Here is a 20,124-nt window from a genome sequence, read left to right as displayed (position 1 = left end):
ATCGCTGCCAGCCAGTACTGGGGGCAACGGGGCGCTACTATAGGGAGTTGTACTGAAACGGTCAAGCAAGATTTTAAGCTTTCATGACTGTTCGCTTAAGGCGTGAGCAATGCGAGGATTTGCTGCGAAATCCGCATGCTTACCGGCCCATATATAAGTATTCCATAAAACCTTGCCGGTAACTTTTGAGGTACCTTGTAATCCAGCGTAATCGATAATGTCCGCTTTTCGCTCAGAGCCTTCCGATGATTATGCGATGTTTGGTTTCGTGCCAAAGCGCACACAACGAACATTATGATGTGTTAATCAACGAAGAGCAGGTCAACGGTGGCCTGTTTGTTGTTCTTTTCATTCGACTTTGCAAAGATGTATCGCACACGATTCCAGACCTGCCATGCAATCAGGAACAGGATCTACTCTCCACGACCCGGCTGTAACGCGCTACGTAGCAATGTCGACGTCGAACTGGTTCTGCTTTGAGGATGTTTCCGATATGACCACCTTTCATCAACTTATAGCCACCAGTTTGGGCGGCCAGCTTATCTCCATGGCCGACTATACGGGTAAGGTCGTTCTGGTTGTTAATACCGCCAGCCATTGTGGCTTCACGCCTCAATACGGCGGGCTTGAAGCGCTCTACAAGAAATACGCCGCTCAGGGTTTAGTGGTGCTTGGTTTCCCCTGCAACCAGTTCGGTAAACAGGAACCCGGCGGTGCCGACGAAATCGCGCAGACTTGTCACATTAACTACGGTGTGAGCTTCCCGATGTTCGAAAAAGTAGAGGTCAACGGAACCGCAGCGCACCCGGTGTTTCGTTATCTGAAAAACGAATTGCCGGGCGTGCTGGGTGGGCGGATCAAATGGAATTTCACTAAGTTTCTGATCGGACGCGACGGTAAACCGCTCAAGCGTTTTGCGCCGTTCTCCACCCCCGAAAAAATGGAAGCAGCAATCCTTGCGGCACTTGAAATCTAAGTGTATTGGGAATTCGGACCATTCAATTTTAGAGCGCTTCGAAAAAGACATTATCCGCTGGAGGGTAACTTCCGCTGTTCGCTTGTAGCAGCCCTCACGGCTATTCAGTCGGTTCGTTTTGTGCCTGAAGCGCATATTTCTAGATCAGAGGCCTAAAAATTACCTTTTAGCTACAATCCGCATTTCCACAAGTGCGTTTTCTGGAATGAATTCTGATACACCAATGGCGGACCATGCCGGGTATGGCGCTTTTATATACTCATCTTTTACGTTAGAAAAAACGTCTATATGTTTTTTAAGATCAATATGGAAAGTGGTCATCTCAAGTATATGTTCATAGCCCAAACCGGCGGCGTTTAAATAAACACCCAGCTTATAAAACGCATCGTGGAATTGTTCTTCAGGATGCTTACTTATCGGTTTGTCTTTGCGTGCCGCGGTAACTCCTGAGAGATACACTGTGCCATCAGCTTCGATGATCGGGGAGAAGTGCCAGTCATCGAAATAATGCTGAAATTCTTCAGGAACTATCGATTTTTTCATAATTTTTCTCAAATTGATGACTTAATAAATGCCAGCATGTACCAAACCGTTATGCTCTGTGGCAATTCCGTCAGGATTATCATCACCCGCCGACAAAACAGGAATTCAGATGTCATTTACATTGAATCTGTTTCGGCAAAGTATCTAGCCAACCCCGCCATCACTTCCGGGAAATCCGAGCTGATCCCCTCGCCGAAAGCCTTAGCCTGGGGGCCCTGGGTGCTGATCGCGTAAATCACGATACTTTCATCGGAGCCAGATGCCTCGATACGATGTTCAACGTTGACCCGTATTTCATCCACCCAGGTTTCATCAATGAAATATTTTTCTTCAGAAACATCAGTAAGCTGACTACGGACAACATCGCCTTGAGGTAACTCCATTGTGAACCATGTTTCCCCTATGAAATGGCCCCTCGATAGTGATTGACTTTACGCCAGGGTTCCATCGTTTCCAGTTATCGGTGTCGACGAAGGCCTGCCATATTGCTTTCGGTTTGCTTCTTACAGTCAGCGTAAAGGACTTACTCCAGACGTTGTCTTCATTCATAAAATTGCTCATCAGATAGAGTAAGTGGAGATATTCAATGTGTACTTATAATGGCGTAACGCCAAAAATGCCAAACCCCATTTTTCGCTCAGGGAGAGTCAATCTCGCTCAGGCAGGCATCTCAACACATAATTATTCGCCAGCAGACCAGTGAAAGAGCTTTGAGATTTGATGCCTGGTGGCGCTTTGAACGTTAATTTGAATGGTTAAAAAATGTCCGTTTCGCTCAAGGCAGCCAGATATGTTGCATTATCGGCTTTGACGCTCACTGAGAAAAAAGCAGCCTGTCCCGTTACCGGGATGCTGGCCGGGACCAGCCTGGCCAGTACATCAGCAGGGCAAGGAACAGCATCTTTGACTCAGCGAGTCGGGTGGATTTCAATAACGAACGGTGTGCATTAATCATCTTTTACTGTACCAGGGGAGGTAAAGTCTCAGCGTTCCCCCCCAGAATATGCCGTCAACAAGCCCCGTCACACCGCCAAACAACATACAAAAGCTTGTAGTTGACCTTAATCCAGGCTGCAGATAAAGAGCCGAGGTCAGGGTAAACTTCATACTAAAAGCAATGACGATCAATCCCAGAGTCAGCGGGGTTCCAGCTCTGATAATCATGCCTGGATTGTCTGTATTTCTCAGCGGTGGCAGTGAGCGCCATAATCGGTATCCGAGTGCGGTGCCTGCGAACAGTCCGGCTGCCATCATTGTAAGACTTACTCCAGCCAGTTCTGTCTCGGTGATCACGCCATATGTTCCCCAGACAAGAAAAAGTACCGGCAGTAAAAACAACCGCCCGATTGCCATCTCCCGGTCATAAAGCGCAGCAAAACCACGGCGTAGTAAAAAGGCCAGCATTATCCATACCCATACGGGTGTTTCTCTTAAAAAGTGTGCCATATCCATCATTTGTCCCGGTTACGAAAATTACTCTTTTTCTTCAGCACCGGTGAACCGTCACACCATAACCTTTTCAGCGACACTCATCACTGTTACCGTCCACTGCAATGCCTGCGATGAGACTTACATATCAGGCTGGCACCGTACACGACAACGCCATGACTGCAAGGTGACACGTCAGTGACATCAGGCCGGACCCGGGATATGACAAGCCTGGTCAGCGGCATTAAAGACCAGCAGATTCAGTTCTGCCTGCATGCGGTAAGCTGAGCCGTTACGTTGTGTATGCAGTGGGCTTTCTGGTAAACCGGCAAATTCCGCTAATTTCGCTTTAAAAAAACGCCGTCATGTTTTGACGGCGCAGGTGATCCCGAGACCTGCAGAAAAGGCGATTGCGTAATAAATCATGCTCATGCGTTTCATACCTGTCAGCGCGACTGCGCCAGCGGCAGGAAGATTTCTGCAAAAAGGGGTCGACTGCGTGGTGAGAACAGGGGAGCTGAATAACTCTACGCTGGTAGCTCGTCCGCTTGGCCGGTTTCGCTGGATAACCTATGCCTCTCCGGCGTATCTCAGGGAATACGGGATTCCGCAGTCGCGCGACGAATTGTTGCAGCATCGTGCAATCCATTACTTTTCCGGCTCAGCCAGGCGTACGGGTGAATTGCGCGTGGCGCTGAGACGCTGTCCGTTCCTGTTAATGGCGATGTGGTTGTTAACGAAACGGGGCTTTATATAAAAATGTGTCTTGAAGGTTTCGGACTGGCGCAGCTTGCCGGGCGCATTGTCTCAGAGCATCAGCAGGAAGGAAGGCTCATTGAGGTGCTTGCAGACTGGCAACCGCCACCAGTACCGGTCACTTTACTGTACCTGCATCAACGCTTTCTTTCTCCCGCCGTGCGCGCATTTGCAGACTGGATAGCCGACATTATCTGATCTTGCTGCTACTCTGATCGGCCATCCAGGGATGGCCGTCGTGTGAACGCTTATACCTGCGTCATGCCGCCATCAACGCAAATCTCTGCGCCGGCAATATAGCAACTCTCATCGCTTGCGAGGAAGAATGCAGCGTTGGCAACCTCTTCAGGTTGACCCATTCTGCCGAGCGGTATTGCGCTGGTTAAGCTTTTACGCACTTCATCAGACGTTGCCGCCATCATTTCAGTGTCGACAGGACCAGGCGCGACAACGTTGACACGGATACCGCGCGCGGCAAGTTCGCGTGTCCAGGTGCGGGCAAAAGAGCGCAGTGCGGCTTTGCTGGCCGAGTAAACGCCATATCCGTGTGTGCCGAGAACATCAGCAATTGAACCGATGAGAACGACACTGCTGCTGGGTTTCATCAAAGGTAATGCTGCCTGCAGGGCAAAGACAGGAGAGCGAACATTCAGGCCAAACGTCTGGTCAAAATGCTGCTCACTGACCTCTTCAAGCGGGGCGTATTCCGACATTCCAGCATTGATTATCAAGATATCTATCTGACCTGATTTTTCTGCAACTGTCTGCATGATACGACTCAGTTCGCTCTTCTGACTGACATCAGCCTGTAGCGGTATCGCGGTTCCCGATATTTTGCTTTTGGCTGTCTCAAGGTCTTCTTCTCGTCGCGAAGTGAACCAGGTAACGGCCCCTTCAGTGGCTAAACGCTGACTGATAGCCAGCCCAATCCCTTTCGCACCGCCAAGCACCACAGCGACTTTTTTCTCTATTCTGCCCATCTGATTTCTCCGATTTAGGTCGAAAACAGATGGTATAAATTCTATACTTAATATCAATTACGCACTTTTGCTATACCAAATATAAGTGACGATATCGCTATGCAAGAAAAAAACGATAACTGCCTGATAGATTTTAGAAATACCCGTCTGGTGTTAGAACATATCACCAATAAATGGTCGATATTAATTCTGACGGTACTGTGTACGGAACCTTGCCGGTTCAATGAACTTCGCCGACGCCTGGACGGGATTACCCATAAGGCGCTGGCCGATGCGCTGAAACGGCTGGAGCGAAACGGTTTAATTACTCGTCACGTTCTGTCCACTCATCCTGTGAGTGTGGAATACACCATTACGCCGCTGGCGCAGTCACTCCAGCAGCCTTTTGTTGCGTTGGCGAATTGGGCGTTGGAATTCGGTCCGACCCTGGCATTAGCTCAGGCTGAATACGATCGTGCTCATGCGGATGAAAATAAATGCGAAAGTCAGGTTGAGGCTTGAGCAATGAGCCTGATCCTCTGAATAACGCTGAACAGGCTACCCCGGAGATTTATTCCCGCAAATGGGGCCGGGGTTAATCCCATAAAAGATACAGCTTTGTCCGTTATCACCAGGGCCAGCTGTTGTTCTCATAATCGAGGAAGAGATGGCTTCTGGCGTTTCGGTGTTGCTCAATCACACTGATCATGCCGTTGACGCTGGTCTTCACATCAATCTCCGCATCCACTGTGCCATCCAACGTGCCCATCGCTGTCGCCACCCAGCCAGGATGAATTGACAGAACCGTCTGCGCTCCCTGGCTGATCTCCCTATAAATACAACGCGCCAGCATATTCAGCGCCGCTTTACTGGCCCGGTAAAGCTCAAGGCCGATCCCCGGTTCGGTATTGCTGGCAATACTGCCCCGGTGCGACGACATGAAAACCAGGCTTCCCTCAGGCTCAAGCATTGGCAGCAGGTGCCGGGCCAGGCGGGCAGGGCCAAACGCATTGGTCATCATAATTTGCTGGAATTCCGCGTCAGAGGCCTGCAACACGGATTGATGCAAGGGGCCGTAAATGCCTGCAACCATAAAAATAACGTCAAATCGCCGTTCGTGGAGCCTGCCGATAAGCGGCTCGATATGGGACTTGTTGGTGACATCAATCTCGCCGGTCACCAGATTGCCGGGGTAAATCTCTCCCAGAGCGAGCAGGGCGGAGGTATCCGTACCCGGTAAATGGGTGGCGAAAACGTCCCAGCCTCGCTCCAGATAGGCTTCTGTCAGCCCTTGACCCAGCCCTTTCTCGGCTCCGACAACTAAAATGCTCTGCTTTTTCATCATTGGCTCCTGATTTACTGTGCGGTGTAACCGCCGTCAGCCATCAATACCGTTCCCGTTACAAAGCTGGCTTTAGGTGAGGCAAGCCAGATAATGGCTTCAGCAATTTCTTCCGGCTGAGCCACCCGCCCAAGTGGGTGAGCGTGGCCGTAGCTGGCCAGCGTGGTTCGGCTGTCTTCCACGATGCCGGAAAGAATATTTGTTTCGACGACGCCGGGTGCAACGGCATTAACCCGGATAGCATACTCAGCCGCTTCCAGCGCCAGAACTTTCGTCAGTTGCGCGATGGCACCTTTAGAGGCCGAGTAGGCGGACGTGGTTTTCATGCCCACTCTGCTCACCACGGACGCCACATTGACAATCGCGCCTTGCCTGCGAGGCTGCATGACCTTCAGGCTTTCCCGGCTCAGGAGAAAATACCCTCTGGCATTAATGGTCATGATGCTGTCCCATTCTGCAACGGAGGTTTCGGTAGCGAGTTTATTCAGGGTCTTACCTGCATTGTTGATAAGAATATCCACGCCGCCGAATTCTGCTTGTGCGAAAGCGACTGCGCTGATGACCTCATGTTCCTGACTGACGTCGCATATCTGTGTCACCACCTGATTGCGCTGTGCCAGCGCATGGACCGCCGGGTTGATATCCAGAGCCAGCACCTTCGCTTCATGACTCACGAGAAGTTTTACGGTGGCCCTGCCAATATCACCTGCGGCGCCCGTGACAATCGCCACTTTGTTTTTTAATCCCAAAAAATCTGCCATTTTTAGTCCTCAAATGCTGTATCACGTTGCCCGAACGTCATCTCCTTTATCAGCCGTACGGATACCTCCTCATCCGAAGCCCGTGTCAGGGGGGATTAGGTGAACGGGCGGTTTCAATCATGATGCTTGCCGCTTTTTCTTTGCCTGCTGTCACGCCGTTACGCGATTTAGTGACTGCTGAATCTCACTGAGTGAGGAGAGGGAAAATCTGGCCGAATACGCCAGGCGTCAGCGAAATGTCTCCGGGCGATGCTTCCCGTCCCGGTTCATGGACAGTTGCTGAAATAAGCCAGGCTCTTGATTCAGAATGACGTTGCATAACGTCTCCTCATTTCTTTTGTTGCTAAAAGAGTATGAGAAGCAGCGCAATGCAACAATGAAGGTTCCTGTACAAAGATTATCGTTTCCTGTCAGAATTCGGTTTAATAACCTGATACAGGCTGAAAAATTTATCCTTTTATATCTTCAGGGGGCGCAGTGTCCGGACTTACCTCAAGCCTTACGCGAAAAATGATCCCTGCTTTGCTGGCGCTTGCGCCTGATGAAGGCTACTCGCGCACCCGGATGACGGCGATAAAGCTGTTGCGAGTCAATGCGTCGATGTCCCACACGCCCGTCCTTTATGAACCCTGTATCGTTATTGTTCTGCAGGGAAAGAAAACCGGTTTGATGGGCGGGCGGGAATTTACCTACGATCCCGGACATTATCTGGTTGTCTCCGCGCCTCTTCCTTTTAGCAGCCAGACCACTGCCAGCCAGCAAGAACCTCTTCTGGCGCTGTCTGTATCGCTTGATGTCGCCACAATTGCCGAATTACTTATTGAAATGGGGGAAGGCGAGGTAAGAGGAAATGAGCAGGCGGGAATTATGTTTTCCACCCCTCTCGGAGAAGAACTGGCCGATACGGTTTATCGCCTTCTGGCGGTGCTTTCTGATGAAGAGAAGGCCAGAATTCTGGGGCCGGGTATTCTGAAAGAACTTTATTATCGTGTACTGATTGATACGCAGGGAGCCTCAATCAGAGCGGCGCTCTGCGGAAAAGGGCATTTCAGGCAAATTGCTGCCGCTATTCGCACGATGCATACCCGGTTTATGGATCCTATTGATGTTGAGATGCTGGCTAAAGAAGCGGGCATGAGCTCCCCCTCTTTTCATCGCCATTTCAGGGCATTCACCGGCACAACACCCAAACAGTATCTGATTTCCATCAGGCTGCACCAGGCGCGTTTTTTAATGGTGAAGAGCAATGTCACGGCCAGTGAAGCTTCTTTTAAAGTTGGCTACGTCAGTCCGACACAATTTAGCAGAGAATTTAGCCGGTTCTTTGGTTGTCCGCCGCAAAAGGAAGCTCACCGTTTACGCCATTTATTAAAAGTGAAAGCCGAATCGTACTGGCCGGAATAATCTCTTCCCGGCCTGAACGTCGTGGCAGTTAAAGAACGGATGAGCGCGGTTCATTCGGACATGTAAAAACAGCGCGAAACATCGCGCCGTTATGCCCCAATTTTTACTCAGAATGCGGTTTCCAGTGAATCTGTGACGCAGTAATTATCGTCTACCAGGGGCAAATACCGCCATTTATCGAATGCGGTACAGGGATGTGAAATGCCACAACCCACCCAGTCACCGGGCTTTAACACATCCTCTTCCGGCAGCAATAAATACGCATGTTGATCGTTCACCTCGCTGATGCGCATGCCAGACGCTGCACGCGGGGCACTGCCATCGACGTTGCGCACCCACAGCGGATTTGGCAGATCCTGATCGAACGGCACATCACGGCGTCCGAAATCAACAAACGCCAGGCCAGGCTCAGGGCGCGACAATACCCGGCCCCAGATCTCCAGCGCGGCGGTGAAATGATGCGTAGCCCCGGGCTGCGCAAAAGGCGCAATGCGTGCGTACAGGCCGCTGTCGTGCGCCATGTAAGCGCCGGATCGAATCAGCGGCGTCATTGGCAGTGGCAGGTTCGCGGCGGTGAAACACGCCGAGACCACGTCAAACCACGCACCGCCGCCGGCACTGAGGATAATATGCTGGCTGGCAAACAGCTGATTTTCAGCCAGCAGCGCCGCGGTGGCGATCAGCATCCGGCAGTAATCTGTTACGCGCTGCACCCCCGCGGTATCACGTCCGGCGCCAAGCGCGCCTTCATAGCCCGCCACGCCCACCAGTTGCAGAGCAGGGCTGGTCGCAATCGCGGCGGCAATCTCCAGTGCTTCAGCGGATGAACGGCAGCCGGTGCGTCCGCCGCTGACCGACATTTCCAGCAGTACCGCAATGCGGCTGTCGCCGAGATGTTGCTCCAGCAGACGAACACCCTGCAGTGAATCGACGTAGCAAAGGAAGCCATGGTCGGGATGCTGCTTTTGCCATTCGCCTATCCAGCGAATGCCAGCGGGGTCGACCAGTTCATTGGCGAGGAAGACGTTACGAATGCCGAACTGGCGCAAGGCGCGAACCTGCGCAGGGGTTGCGGCGCTCAATCCCCAGGCACCGCCTTCAGTGATGGCGCGGCGCAGAATCGCCGGAGACATCGACGTTTTGCCGTGTGCCGCCAGCATTACGCCTTGCTCACGACAAAAATCTGCCAGTTGACGCAGGTTATTCTCCAGTGCCGATTGCTTCATCAGCATCAGTGGGGAAAACACCTCGGGACTGTTAAAAATTTGGGTGCCGTTAGCCAGCGGCTGATTGCCGGACCCGGCGACCGATTTAAAACGCGGCGTAGTTTGCTGCGCATCCAGCGTGCCGTCTGCCTGCAATGGAAAGTGAATCGACATCATGCCTCCTGTTAGTGCTCAAGCACACGCGATAAGAATTGCTGGGTGCGCGGATTCTGCGGATTGACGAAAATCTGCTCCGGCGAACCCTGCTCGGCTATCACGCCCTGATCCATAAACACCACGCGGTCAGCGGTTTTACGCGCAAAACCCATCTCATGGGTGACCACCACCATGGTCATACCTTCACGCGCCAGGCTGCGCATGACTTCCATCACTTCGCCGACCAGTTCAGGATCGAGCGCTGACGTCGCTTCATCAAAAAACATAATTTTCGGCTCCACCGCCAGCGCGCGAGCAATCGCCACACGCTGCTGCTGACCGCCGGATAGCTGGGCCGGATAATGATGCGCGCGCTCGGCCAGCCCGACACGGGTCAGGGCGGCCATACCGCGTTTATTGGCTTCGGCCTCGGACAGTTTCTGCGCTTTAATCAACGCCAGCGTCACGTTACCGAGCGCGGTCTTATGGGGAAACAGATTGAACTGCTGAAACACCATGCCGACATGGCCGCAGATTTCTCTGCTGCGTTTGCGTTCGTGCAGCGGCACTTCATTCACCCAGATTTCCCCGCCATCGGCGGTTTCCAGCCCACTCATGATGCGTAATACGGTACTTTTGCCGGAACCGGATGCGCCAATCAGCACCAGCACTTCGCCGGGCGACACATCAAGGCTTATCTCTTTCAGGACCTGGGTTGAGCCAAAAGATTTGGTAATACGGCTCAGCGTAATGGCGGATTTGCTCATGATAACTGGCTCCTGGTTTGATGATGTTGAACCCAACGGGAAAGTGGAAAGCAGACAACGAAGTAGAGCAGGGCGACCAGACCATAAATCACCACCGGCTGACCGATGCGATCGACAATAGCCTGGCCCTGGTGCATCAATTCCGACATGCCGATCATGCTGACAATCGACGTATCTTTTATCAGCGAAAGATACTGGCCCACCAGCGGTGGCAGCACGATGCCGCGCGTCTGCGGCAGGATCACGCTAAGAAACGTCTGGCGTTTTGAAAGACCAAGGATCCATGACACTTCCCACTGGCCTTTAGGTACAGCTTCAATACCGGCGCGGAATACTTCGGCAATGTAAGCGCCCTGATAAATGCTCAGGCCGAGGATACCGGCCGCGAACAGATTGATTTCATAGCCGAAATACGCCACGCCGAAGTAGATAAACATCAGCGTGATCAGTACCGGCGTGCCGCGAAACAGTTCGGTATAAAACACGGCAATCTGTTTGGCGACCGGCAAACGGCTGGTGCGTAACACCGCTGCCAGTAAACCGAGTAGTGTGCTGCCGACGATAGCGGCGATGGAGAGCAGTAAGGTGATAACCAAGCCTTTCAGCAGGATTGGCAGCGAGTTGATGATAAGTTCGCTCATAGCGCATTCCCCTGTTTCACTGGGTTAATCAGCCATTTTTTTGCCCACCGCCAGCCGGGCTTTTTTACCGGCGTCACCAGCGGCGGATGGAACATCCGGCGTCCTGCCATGCTGCCAAGCCATGAAAACAGGTTGCTCAGCAGCAGATAGACCAGCGCGACAATACTGAAAGTCTGGATGTAGAGCAGGGTGCGCGCATTGATCACCGTTGCGGTGCCGGTCAGTTCCGGCAGCGCGATGGCGGAAAGCAGCGACGTGCCGAGCAGTAACTGAATCAGGTTATTAATAATGGCAGGCCACACTGCGCGAGCGGCCTGTGGCAGCACCACGCTGAGGAAGATCTGTCGGCGTGGAATACCGAGGATATACGCCGCTTCCAGCTGGCCCTTCGCGACCGACTGAATGCCAGCGCGGAAGGTTTCCGACAGATAAGCGCCTACGTTAATCCCCAGCGCCAGCACGCCTGCGGTAAAGGCGCTCATGGTGATACCCAACGACGGCAGACCAAAAAAGATGATGAAGATTTGCAACAGCACCGGGGTATTGCGGATGAACTCGACGTAGCAGTGGCTGAGCCAGCGTACCGGCGCCAGCGGCGAGGATTTCGCCAGTGCGGCCAGCAGCCCGAGAGCCACTGCCAGTACAAACGCCAGCAGCGTGACCTGCAGCGTTAGCCAGGCGGCGTCCAGAAAAGTGTCGGCGTAGCGCCACAGGGTTAGCCATTGATAACTCATGGTGTGACTCCTTCAGGCGGCGCAGCATTGGCTGCTGCGCCGTGGGCGAACAATCAGTATTGCGGATTCAGCGGGTAGCGCGGTTTACTGCCGAACCATTTTGCATACAGCTGTGCGTTCTCGCCGGATGCGTTGATTTCAAAAAGGAATTCGTTCAGATAATTGGTCCACACCTGGTCGCCCTGTTTCACACCGAAGGCGTTGTACTCCAGCGGCACCAGCGCCTCGTTAGTCACGGTCAGCGACGGATCGAGTTTTGCCTGATAAGCGAGGAAGTTGTTATCTTCGATCATCGCATCAGCCTGTCCCTGTTTCACCGCCAGAATTGCCGCCTGGGATGAGTCGTACTCCTGAATTTTCACGTCGATGCCGAGGTTGCGCACTTCGTCGCCGTTGGTAGAACCTTTCACCGTGGCAATGGTTTTTCCGGCCATGTCATGCGCGGACTGAATGCCGCTATTTTTGCGCACCAGCATGGCTTCACTCGCTACGACATACGGGTTGGTGAAACCAATCTCTTTGGCGCGTTCCAGATTGCGGGTGAAGTTACAGAACACCACGTCGACTTTGTTGGTTTGTAGATTAGGAATGCGGTTGGCGCTGGTTGTGTTAACCATCTCCAGTTTGACGCCCATCTGTTTAGCCAGCGCTTTGGCCAGATCGACGTCATACCCATCCGGATTGCCCTCTTTATCGTAAAAACCAAACGGGGCAAAGCTCAGGCAGTCACCCACGCGCAGTGTGCCGCGCTGCAGGACGGTTTGCAGTGCAGACTGCGGCGCGGCACCCGCTTCTTTTTTCTCTTCGGTCGGCGTACAGCCCGCAACAGCCAACATTACCAGCGCGCCGGCCAGTGCTTTGGCACTAAATTTCAGCGATGTTGTTGCATTCATTTTTTATGCTCTCTTTTAATGTTTAACGAGACGGCGTAATACCGTGTCACCCGTGATAAGCCAGACGATCGCCCGCGCAGCGGCAGCGCTGATTATTTCGGGATATTCTAGTGAAAAAGCAAAAGCAGCAATTAATAACAGGCGGTACTGGTGTTGGCGAAGAAGAAATAGAAACGCGCAGCCTGTTTTAACGGTTTTAATTATTTACGGTCAGCGCGGAAACATTTCATATCCACTTCCACTTTGCAGTCGACCACTAAATCCTGCACGCTACAAATCCGCGCTGGTGGATTATTACTAAATATCTCACTGAATACTTTATTAAATGAACTGAAATATCGCGCGTCGGTTAATACCGCCGTGACGTGTACGACATCTTCCACGCGATAGCCTGCTTCCCGCATGATGGCGAGACAGTTGTTGAACGCCAGTTGTGTCTGTTCGATGATACCGCCTTCCACTACTTCGCCCTCGCGCATCGGTGTCTGGCCCGAGATATACAGCCAGCCATCGGCCTCAACTGCCCGTGCGAACGGCAGTTTCTGCCCACCCGTACCGGTGCCGCCTTCAATGCCATAACGCTTAATCGTCATGCGACGCTGCTCCTTTTTGTTCTGAGAATACCCGTGAGTACCGAGTAATGATTGTCTGATATATCAGACTTGAATCTGCAATATCGGATAGATCAAGATTTGCACAGCTTTTTTGCTTTTGCAATATATCGCGAGGAATTTAATTTCTCGTGATGTCGTCGCGATCGCAAAATAAAAAAGTAATGAAAGAAATTTCTAACTGGAAATGTTACCGCTGTCGTTATTTAAAAAAATAACCTGCACGCAATGCGCTAAAATGAGGCCCCAAAATAGAACAAGGAAATATAAATTTCGGCATTGAAATTTTAATTAACGGGGATGGGTTAACGACGACGCTGGGTGTATGATGCTTTCTTTTTTACTGTCTGGCGCGACCGCCCGACTGCATCAGGAGAATTTGCTTATGCCGGACGAGAAGCCATCGCGGGCACGCGGTGTTGACCGGGTTATCGACATTTTTCGCCAGTTGCATATCGCTCGTCAGCCCATGGCGATGCGCGATTTGATCGACGCCACTGGTGCGCCGCGTTCTAGCGTATATGAGCTCGTCAACCTGCTAAGTGAGGCTGGGTTGGTTGAACTGGACGCCGACGGTGCGGTGTTCTTCGGCCGTGAAATGCACTATTACGGTGCGGACTACATGGCGCATAACGATCTTATCCGCCGCTCACATCAGTTAATGGTTGAGATTGTGGCCCGTCATGGCGAGACGGTGCAGCTATGTATGTTGGAAGGGAATAAGTACACCGTTGTGCTGTCGGAAAGTAATGCCCACCCGTTCAAAATCACGTCTGATATCGGGGTGCGAGTACCGATTACCTGGACTGCCACGGGTCGTCTGCTACTCAGTAACTGGTCGGACAGTGCCATTCTCGATCTTATCCCCGAAGAGGATTACCGTCTGGCGAACGGGCAAGTCCTCGACAAACAGGCATTTCTCGAAGATATACATCGTGCCGGGCAGCAGGGATATTGCCTAACTGAAGGCCTCTCAGAGAGTTTTACCTGCTGCATGGCAGCACCGATTCGTTCTCGTAGCGGGCAGGCAGTTGCTGCTATCTGCTTTATGGTGAGCCGCGATACGCCGGAGGAGCGCCGTCAGATGTTGCTCAAAGAGTTGATTGTTTCCGGGCAAAAATTATCGGATTTCACCTGAACTCATATTCCATACGATTGAAAAAAATTGATTTCCGGCTCGCCGGGTTACACCAGAAGGTGAAAGGTTGTATCGCTCACGTCGTTGCGCTGCAAAATCCCACTGGTGTATCCCCTTCAGATGTCCCCCTTCCCACAGCCACAGACATTTTCCGTCCAACGGCAGCCTCATCCGAACTATCGACATTCATATCTTGTTTCCACTCTGTGGCGTTAAAAAAACAGTTTGCCTGATATTTGCGCACGCGTTGCTTCTTCGTGTCTCAGCCCGGATACCCGCCTAATGCTGGCCTTTTGTTGATAATGACGATATAAAGAACCCAAACACGGACATTTAGACATCTATACGTTTAGAAGGTGATATGCAGACACAACAAGAAAATGGCGAGCTTAAGCGCACCATGAAAACCCGCCATTTGATCATGCTTTCATTGGGCGGCGTCATTGGCACAGGGTTATTTTTTAATACCGGATACATCATCTCTACCACCGGTGCGGCAGGTACACTGCTGGCGTATTTGATTGGGGCGCTGGTCGTCTGGCTGGTGATGCAGTGCCTTGGCGAGCTTTCCGTGGCGATGCCCGTAACAGGCGCTTTTCATGTCTATGCGGCGCGCTATATTGGTCCGGCGACCGGGTACACCGTGGCCTGGTTGTACTGGCTGACCTGGACAGTCGCTCTGGGCTCAAGCTTTACCGCCGCTGGGTTTTGTATGCAGTACTGGTTCCCGCATATTCCCGTCTGGATATGGAGCGCCCTGTTTTGTGTGGTGATTTTTTGTCTTAACGCGATTTCAACGCGCTTTTTTGCCGAAGGGGAGTTCTGGTTCTCGCTGGTAAAAGTTGCGACCATTCTCGTCTTTATCCTCTTGGGCTGCGGGGTGATTTTCGGCTTTATCTCCATGAAGGATGGTTCACCGTCGCCAGGGCTTTCTAACCTCACCAGCGAAGACTGGTTCCCACACGGCGGTTTGCCCATTCTGATGACCATGGTGGCGGTCAATTTTGCTTTTTCCGGGACCGAGCTTATCGGTATCGCGGCGGGTGAAACGGAAAATCCGCACCAGGCGATCCCGGTGGCGATCCGCGCGACGATTGCCCGCTTGATCCTGTTTTTTATTGGCACCGTTTTTGTCCTTGCCGCGCTGGTTCCGGCAAATGTGGCAGGGGTTGAGAAGAGCCCGTTTGTGCTGGTCTTTGAAAAAATCGGCATTCCGTATGCGGCGGATATTTTTAACTTCGTCATCCTGACGGCGATCCTTTCAGCGGCGAATTCCGGGCTCTATGCATCGGGCCGCATGCTATGGTCGCTGGCAAACGAAAAAACGTTGCCGGGCTGTTTTGCCCGCGTCAACAAAAATGGTGTGCCGTTGATAGCGCTTTCTGTCTCTATGCTCGGCGGTCTGCTGGCGCTGTTATCCAGCGTGATTGCCCCTGATACTGTCTTCGTTGCGCTCAGCGCCATTTCTGGCTTTGCCGTTGTCGCTGTCTGGCTCAGCATCTGCGCGTCCCACTTTGTTTTTCGTCGCCGCCACTTACAGTCGGGCAAACTCTCTGCGGCATTGAAATACCGGGCACCCTGGTATCCACTGGTTCCGGTGCTTGGATTCGTGCTGTGTCTGCTGGCCTGCATCGGGCTGGCGTTCGATGCGGATCAGCGCATTGCGCTCTATTGTGGTCTGCCGTTTGTCGCCCTTTGCTACGGTGCCTATTTTCTCACCCAGAAAACGAAATTGAAGGAGGCTGACTATGCCGCAGAGTAATTCCCTTGCCACGCTGCTTGAACATCATCCCTTTGCCGTGCTGGATGGCGCCCTGGCCACCGAGCTTGAAGCGCGCGGATGCAGCCTTGTCGATAATCTCTGGTCCGCCAAAGTGTTAATGGAAGATCCGCAGCGTATTCGGGATGTGCATCTGGATTACTTCCGTGCGGGCGCACAGATCGCCATTACTGCCAGTTATCAGGCCACGCCTGCAGGTTTTGCGGCGCGCGGTCTGACTGAGGCGCAGTCGAAAGCGCTGATTGAAAAGAGTGTGATGCTGGCAAAAGAGGCGAGTGACATTTATCGCTCAGAAAACCCCAATGCCGGTCCGCTACTGGTGGCGGGCTCTGTTGGGCCATACGGTGCTTATCTGGCCGATGGCTCGGAGTATCGCGGCGACTACGTGTGCAGCCGCGAGGCGTTTCAGGCATTTCATCGCCCGCGAATTGACGCGCTGCTCAATGCCGGTGCCGATCTGCTGGCCTGTGAAACGCTACCTTCCTTCACCGAAATAGACGCACTGGCAGGTCTGTTATCTGAATACCCGCATGCGCAGGCGTGGTTCTCCTTTACCTTATGTGACGACCAGCACTTGAGCGATGGCACACCGCTGGTGCAGGTGGTGAATGCGCTGTCTGGCTGTCCCCAAATTGTTGCGCTGGGGATTAACTGTATTGCTCTGAGCAAAACCACCGCCGCCCTCAAACATCTGCAAAGCCTCAGCGCGCTGCCTCTGGTTGTCTATCCTAACTCCGGTGAAACGTATGACGCAGCAACCAAGGCGTGGCATACACACGGTGAGCGCTGCGGATCCTTAGCGGCATATTTGCCCCAGTGGTTAGAGGCGGGTGCGAGACTTATTGGCGGATGCTGCCGGACGACCCCACGGGATATTGCCGCACTGAGTCAACACCGTTAACGGTGACGGGGAGCAAATAGGACTCGTGGGCTGGAACTTATGGCCCACGGTGCCTTTCATCCGGCTAGCATGAAGATGAATCGCTCTCTGCGTTATCGATGGCTGGCGAAAAGCCTGTTTATTTCTGACAACAGATAACCTCAACCTGATGGCAGCGGTTCAGCCTGTGCACGGCCTGGCGGAAACATTGGTGGCTGAACCCTGATTGAAGCGTGAGACGTGACGAGTAAAAGGCGCGGAAATTTATTATTTGCTTTTTAATCTTCCAGCCATTTGGTTGTGGGAGATAATTCCTGCTCTATGTCGTACGCGGACCTGGCGCCCCTGAAATACTCTGCAGATGAAATAATCCACGACCATAACGGCATCATTCTCACCAGCATCTCTTTTCCCGCATCGGTAATGGCATAAACGACCCGCGGTGGTTTCTCCTGAAAATCACGGCGAGAGATGAGCCCGTCACGCTCAAGATGACGTAGCGTTCGCGTCAACATTCTTTGCGTGACACCGGTAAGGTCGCGGCGTAACTCCCCGTGGCGAAGCTCTCCGCTGGTGCCCAGTAAATGCAACACACCCAGCGACCAGCGATTTCCTGCGTGCGCGAGGATCTCACGTTTCAGTCCCTCATTATCGTTGCTTAATTCCGCACAAAATTCTTTCGAAAATTGCAGCAGCGCTTCCCGCTCATAATCCATATTCCCTCCGGTATCATTCGTGTACCTGATTGAACCAGGTTCTGCCAGCTGTCAGGATGGCGCAGTAATACGACAGGAGGCAATCATGAAATTTGAAAACAAACCTGAAAATACTGTTCTCATTCTCGGCGCAGGAGAGCTGGGATTGCCAGTATTGCGGGCAATGAGCCGTAAAGTTCAGGAACATTCATCGATGAAAATCAGCGTACTGCTCAGAAGCAACGCTGCGCATGCGACATCTGGCCAGCTCAGGACACGGTTGGATGAGCTAATAAAGCTGGGTATTGCTGTGGTTGAAGGCGATCTCCAGCAAAACAGTGTTGATGAACTGAGTGCGTTGTTTAGCACCTTCAGTGCCGTTATCAATTGCAGTGGTTTTGTCGGCGGGCCGGGAACGCAAATTAAGATTACGCAGGCGGTATTAAAGGCGGGAGTACCTCGCTACTTCCCATGGCAGTTCGGTGTGGATTATGACGTTGTCGGTAACGGCAGCGGACAACCGGTTTGGGATGAACAACTTGAGGTTCGCCACCTTCTGCGCGCGCAGAGCACAACGGAGTGGGTGATTGTTTCCACGGGGATTTTTACCAGCTACCTGTTTGAACCAGGCTTTGGTGTGGTTGACGCACAAAATAAAGCTGTCTGTGCTCCGGGAGACTGGAGATATGCGGTGACACTGACGACGCCTGAAGATATCGGCCGACTGACAGCAGATATCTTCTTTCATCAGCCCGCTTTTCGTAACGAGATTGTCTATATCGCAGGGGATACGCTGACTTACGGTGAGATTGCCGATTTAATGCAGGCGCACTGGGGAACGTCGGTAAAAAGAACTTTACTGGACAGGAAGAAGTTGATGGAAGATGTAGAACATAATCCGAATGATGTTGGTGCAGCTTACCGGCTCGCTTTCGCCCGGCCTGACGGGGTGGCGTGGAGAAAGGAAGATACGTTCAATTATCGTCAGGGAACGGAAACCACCACAGCGCGTCAGTGGCTTGCCAGACAGCATAAAATTTAACTTTCCCGTATTGTTGAAAGCACAAGCCGCACCGTCAGGTAATGGAAGCATGCCAGCTCTGGTGATGCTCTCATGCCCCGTTCAGCTTTTAACGATGATGACACTTTCGCTAAACCAATGTGCACTAAAGCCTGATGAGCAGGCTTTAGTGGCTGGTCGATATTTTTACCTGGCCGCTATGGGTTTAAAACGTATTGCTATCGCAATCAGCAGGATGACACCCGCGCTCATGATGAGCCACGCGGTAGTCAGTGACGCACCGCTGTCACGCACAATACCGGCGATTAATGGCATCAGCGCCGCAATCAGGTATCCGCCACCCTGCACCCGTGACAGAAGTTTCCCTGCCTCAGCCGGTGTTCGCGCATGATCAAATGTCACGATGAGCGATAGCGGGAACAGTGCGCCGATACCAGTGCCAAGTAGCAACGTCGACGCAACTGGCGTGGTTCCTGGAGCAAAGATCAGACACATCAACCCTGCCAGTAACACCAGCAGCACGGTGACCAGCGGAACACGGCGGTCAGGAAATCGAGAGATCAGGGCTGAAACGGCAAAGCCCGCCACAACTTCAGTTAACGTAAGCCAGGCCAGCATATATCCGCTGCTGCGTGCGCTCCAGCCCGCCTGAATATAGAGAGGGGGTAGCCACGCCAGTACCAGCGTATAGGCGCCGGTCCCGATGCCAAAAAACAGCAGTAACAACCCTGTCCGGGATGACGATAATGTCACTTCTGCGAAGACCGTTTTTTCTGCCGGGCGGTGCCTGGCCCATGACAGCCAAAATATCAGGGCAAGAAGGGTTAACAAACCGGCTATGGCCAGCGTAGGCTTTAGGTCAAGCCGGGTAAACAGCGGCTCGGCAGTAGCGGCAGCCATCGCCGCGCCAGCCATAATACCGGTGCTGAACAGAGACATAAACGTGCTGGCCGATTGCGTGTATTCCTTTTTTATCAGGGCTGGCATTAACGCCTGGATCATGCCAATACTTGCTCCACCCGCTAAAGCGGTGCTCATAAGCCCCGTGAGTGAGGTGCTAAAACCCCGGAATAAACAGGCGAAAAGTAGGATCGAAAGCCCTATTGTAATTCCCCGGACAGCACCGGTTCTGGCTAAAAGCCATGGCCCACTCAGCGCAACCAGCCCCATCATCGCCACTGGCAGGGTGGTTAGCAGACTGAATTCTGTGGCTGATAATCCCGCTTCACGCTGTAAAACCGGAAATAACGGTCCGATAGAAGCCAGAATGGGGCGAAGATTCAACCCGATCAAAAAAGCGATAAATGCGAACATAAAGGGCGAAGAGGTAATACGTTTCAAGACAGGATCCTTTTAGGCATGTGATTGCTTCAGCAGAAAATGCCGCAAGCATTTATCTTAACATTAAGATAAATGCGTTCCTTGTGTAAGATG

General features: G+C 52.4%; 21 protein-coding genes and 1 pseudogene. 8 read left to right on the top strand and 14 right to left on the bottom strand.

Annotated elements, in window-relative coordinates; all coding sequences use genetic code 11:
- The first annotated feature begins 493 nt into the window (after positions 1-493).
- Positions 494-976 carry a glutathione peroxidase gene (locus tag E0L21_RS22840; protein ID WP_131413543.1) on the top strand — a complete coding sequence of 161 codons (483 nt, stop codon included), beginning with the start codon at positions 494-496 and terminating at the stop codon, positions 974-976.
- 159 nt (positions 977-1,135) lie between these two features.
- Here E0L21_RS22840 and E0L21_RS22835 read toward each other — a convergent pair whose 3' ends face one another.
- The 3 genes from E0L21_RS22835 to E0L21_RS22825 all read right to left on the bottom strand — a co-directional run bounded on the left by E0L21_RS22835 (position 1,136) and on the right by E0L21_RS22825 (position 2,974).
- The gene (locus E0L21_RS22835) at positions 1,136-1,519 is read right to left on the bottom strand and encodes a Rid family hydrolase (RefSeq protein WP_131413541.1); all 384 of its coding nucleotides are present in this window, start codon (positions 1,517-1,519) and stop codon (positions 1,136-1,138) included.
- 116 nt (positions 1,520-1,635) lie between these two features.
- A complete protein-coding gene (locus E0L21_RS25295; RefSeq protein WP_235855285.1) occupies positions 1,636-1,902 on the bottom strand; it encodes an SRPBCC family protein in 267 nt (88 codons plus the stop codon).
- A 568-nt stretch (positions 1,903-2,470) separates the two neighbouring features.
- Positions 2,471-2,974, bottom strand: a complete 504-nt coding sequence (locus E0L21_RS22825) for a DUF6622 family protein (RefSeq protein ID WP_328590681.1) — start codon at positions 2,972-2,974, stop codon at positions 2,471-2,473.
- Positions 2,975-3,425: 451 nt separating this feature from the next.
- Between E0L21_RS22825 and E0L21_RS22820 the strand changes: the two are divergent.
- Positions 3,426-3,901, top strand: a pseudogene (locus tag E0L21_RS22820) (LysR substrate-binding domain-containing protein); the annotation flags it as partial.
- Between the two features lie 50 nt (positions 3,902-3,951).
- Here E0L21_RS22820 and E0L21_RS22815 read toward each other — a convergent pair.
- Positions 3,952-4,683, bottom strand: coding sequence for an SDR family NAD(P)-dependent oxidoreductase (locus E0L21_RS22815; RefSeq protein WP_131413540.1), 732 nt, complete (start codon positions 4,681-4,683; stop codon positions 3,952-3,954).
- 99 nt (positions 4,684-4,782) lie between these two features.
- Here E0L21_RS22815 and E0L21_RS22810 point away from each other — a divergent pair, with 99 nt between their 5' ends.
- Positions 4,783-5,184, top strand: a complete 402-nt coding sequence (locus E0L21_RS22810) for a winged helix-turn-helix transcriptional regulator (protein WP_131413538.1) — start codon at positions 4,783-4,785, stop codon at positions 5,182-5,184.
- A gap of 106 nt (positions 5,185-5,290) precedes the next feature.
- Here the strand turns inward: E0L21_RS22810 and E0L21_RS22805 are convergent, their stop codons facing one another.
- On the bottom strand, positions 5,291-6,007 hold the full coding sequence (locus E0L21_RS22805; protein WP_235855284.1) for an SDR family oxidoreductase: 717 nt from the start codon (positions 6,005-6,007) through the stop codon (positions 5,291-5,293).
- Between the two features lie 11 nt (positions 6,008-6,018).
- On the bottom strand, positions 6,019-6,765 hold the full coding sequence (locus tag E0L21_RS22800; RefSeq protein ID WP_131413536.1) for an SDR family NAD(P)-dependent oxidoreductase: 747 nt from the start codon (positions 6,763-6,765) through the stop codon (positions 6,019-6,021).
- Positions 6,766-7,275: 510 nt separating this feature from the next.
- Between E0L21_RS22800 and E0L21_RS22795 the strand changes: the two genes are divergently transcribed.
- Positions 7,276-8,169 (top strand): AraC family transcriptional regulator, encoded by an 894-nt coding sequence (locus tag E0L21_RS22795; protein WP_131413534.1) that lies wholly within the window; start codon positions 7,276-7,278, stop codon positions 8,167-8,169.
- A gap of 107 nt (positions 8,170-8,276) precedes the next feature.
- On the opposite strand, the gene E0L21_RS22790 is transcribed toward E0L21_RS22795, so the two are convergent.
- The 6 genes from E0L21_RS22790 to E0L21_RS22765 form a co-directional block, all read right to left on the bottom strand.
- Positions 8,277-9,548 carry an alanine racemase gene (locus tag E0L21_RS22790; RefSeq protein ID WP_131413533.1) on the bottom strand — a complete coding sequence of 424 codons (1,272 nt, stop codon included), beginning with the start codon at positions 9,546-9,548 and terminating at the stop codon, positions 8,277-8,279.
- 11 nt (positions 9,549-9,559) lie between these two features.
- Positions 9,560-10,297, bottom strand: coding sequence for an amino acid ABC transporter ATP-binding protein (locus tag E0L21_RS22785; protein ID WP_131413530.1), 738 nt, complete (start codon positions 10,295-10,297; stop codon positions 9,560-9,562).
- Complete coding sequence (locus tag E0L21_RS22780; protein ID WP_131413528.1) at positions 10,294-10,938, bottom strand: amino acid ABC transporter permease; 645 nt, start codon at positions 10,936-10,938, stop codon at positions 10,294-10,296. Before E0L21_RS22780 ends, E0L21_RS22785 begins: the two co-directional genes overlap by 4 nt.
- Positions 10,935-11,672: an amino acid ABC transporter permease gene (locus E0L21_RS22775; RefSeq protein ID WP_131413526.1), complete on the bottom strand. Its 738-nt coding sequence runs from the start codon at positions 11,670-11,672 to the stop codon at positions 10,935-10,937. The genes E0L21_RS22780 and E0L21_RS22775 overlap by 4 nt, the downstream gene beginning before the upstream one ends.
- 53 nt (positions 11,673-11,725) lie before the next feature.
- On the bottom strand, positions 11,726-12,565 hold the full coding sequence (locus tag E0L21_RS22770; protein ID WP_131413524.1) for an ABC transporter substrate-binding protein: 840 nt from the start codon (positions 12,563-12,565) through the stop codon (positions 11,726-11,728).
- Positions 12,566-12,765: 200 nt separating this feature from the next.
- Positions 12,766-13,158, bottom strand: coding sequence for a RidA family protein (locus E0L21_RS22765; protein WP_131413522.1), 393 nt, complete (start codon positions 13,156-13,158; stop codon positions 12,766-12,768).
- Between the two features lie 403 nt (positions 13,159-13,561).
- Between E0L21_RS22765 and E0L21_RS22760 the strand changes: the two genes are divergently transcribed.
- The 3 genes from E0L21_RS22760 to mmuM all read left to right on the top strand — a co-directional run bounded on the left by E0L21_RS22760 (position 13,562) and on the right by mmuM (position 16,995).
- Positions 13,562-14,314 (top strand): IclR family transcriptional regulator, encoded by a 753-nt coding sequence (locus tag E0L21_RS22760; RefSeq protein ID WP_131413520.1) that lies wholly within the window; start codon positions 13,562-13,564, stop codon positions 14,312-14,314.
- A 361-nt stretch (positions 14,315-14,675) separates the two neighbouring features.
- Positions 14,676-16,076, top strand: a complete 1,401-nt coding sequence (gene mmuP / locus E0L21_RS22755; protein WP_131413518.1) for an S-methylmethionine permease — start codon at positions 14,676-14,678, stop codon at positions 16,074-16,076.
- The gene (mmuM, locus tag E0L21_RS22750) at positions 16,063-16,995 is read left to right on the top strand and encodes a homocysteine S-methyltransferase (RefSeq protein WP_131413516.1); all 933 of its coding nucleotides are present in this window, start codon (positions 16,063-16,065) and stop codon (positions 16,993-16,995) included. The genes mmuP and mmuM overlap by 14 nt, the downstream gene beginning before the upstream one ends.
- A gap of 257 nt (positions 16,996-17,252) precedes the next feature.
- Here mmuM and E0L21_RS22745 read toward each other — a convergent pair whose 3' ends face one another.
- Complete coding sequence (locus E0L21_RS22745) at positions 17,253-17,690, bottom strand: winged helix-turn-helix transcriptional regulator (protein ID WP_131413514.1); 438 nt, start codon at positions 17,688-17,690, stop codon at positions 17,253-17,255.
- Positions 17,691-17,775: 85 nt separating this feature from the next.
- On the opposite strand from E0L21_RS22745, the gene E0L21_RS22740 reads away from it, so the two are divergent.
- Positions 17,776-18,711 carry an aromatic alcohol reductase gene (locus E0L21_RS22740; RefSeq protein ID WP_131413512.1) on the top strand — a complete coding sequence of 312 codons (936 nt, stop codon included), beginning with the start codon at positions 17,776-17,778 and terminating at the stop codon, positions 18,709-18,711.
- A gap of 165 nt (positions 18,712-18,876) precedes the next feature.
- On the opposite strand, the gene E0L21_RS22735 is transcribed toward E0L21_RS22740, so the two are convergent.
- Positions 18,877-20,031 (bottom strand): MFS transporter, encoded by a 1,155-nt coding sequence (locus E0L21_RS22735; RefSeq protein WP_235855283.1) that lies wholly within the window; start codon positions 20,029-20,031, stop codon positions 18,877-18,879.
- Positions 20,032-20,124: the final 93 nt, after the last annotated feature.

It is taken from the genome of Kosakonia quasisacchari (genome assembly GCF_004331415.1).
GTDB classification, from domain to species: Bacteria; Pseudomonadota; Gammaproteobacteria; order Enterobacterales; family Enterobacteriaceae; genus Kosakonia; species Kosakonia quasisacchari.
This window is presented reverse-complemented; position numbering and strand designations above follow the sequence as displayed.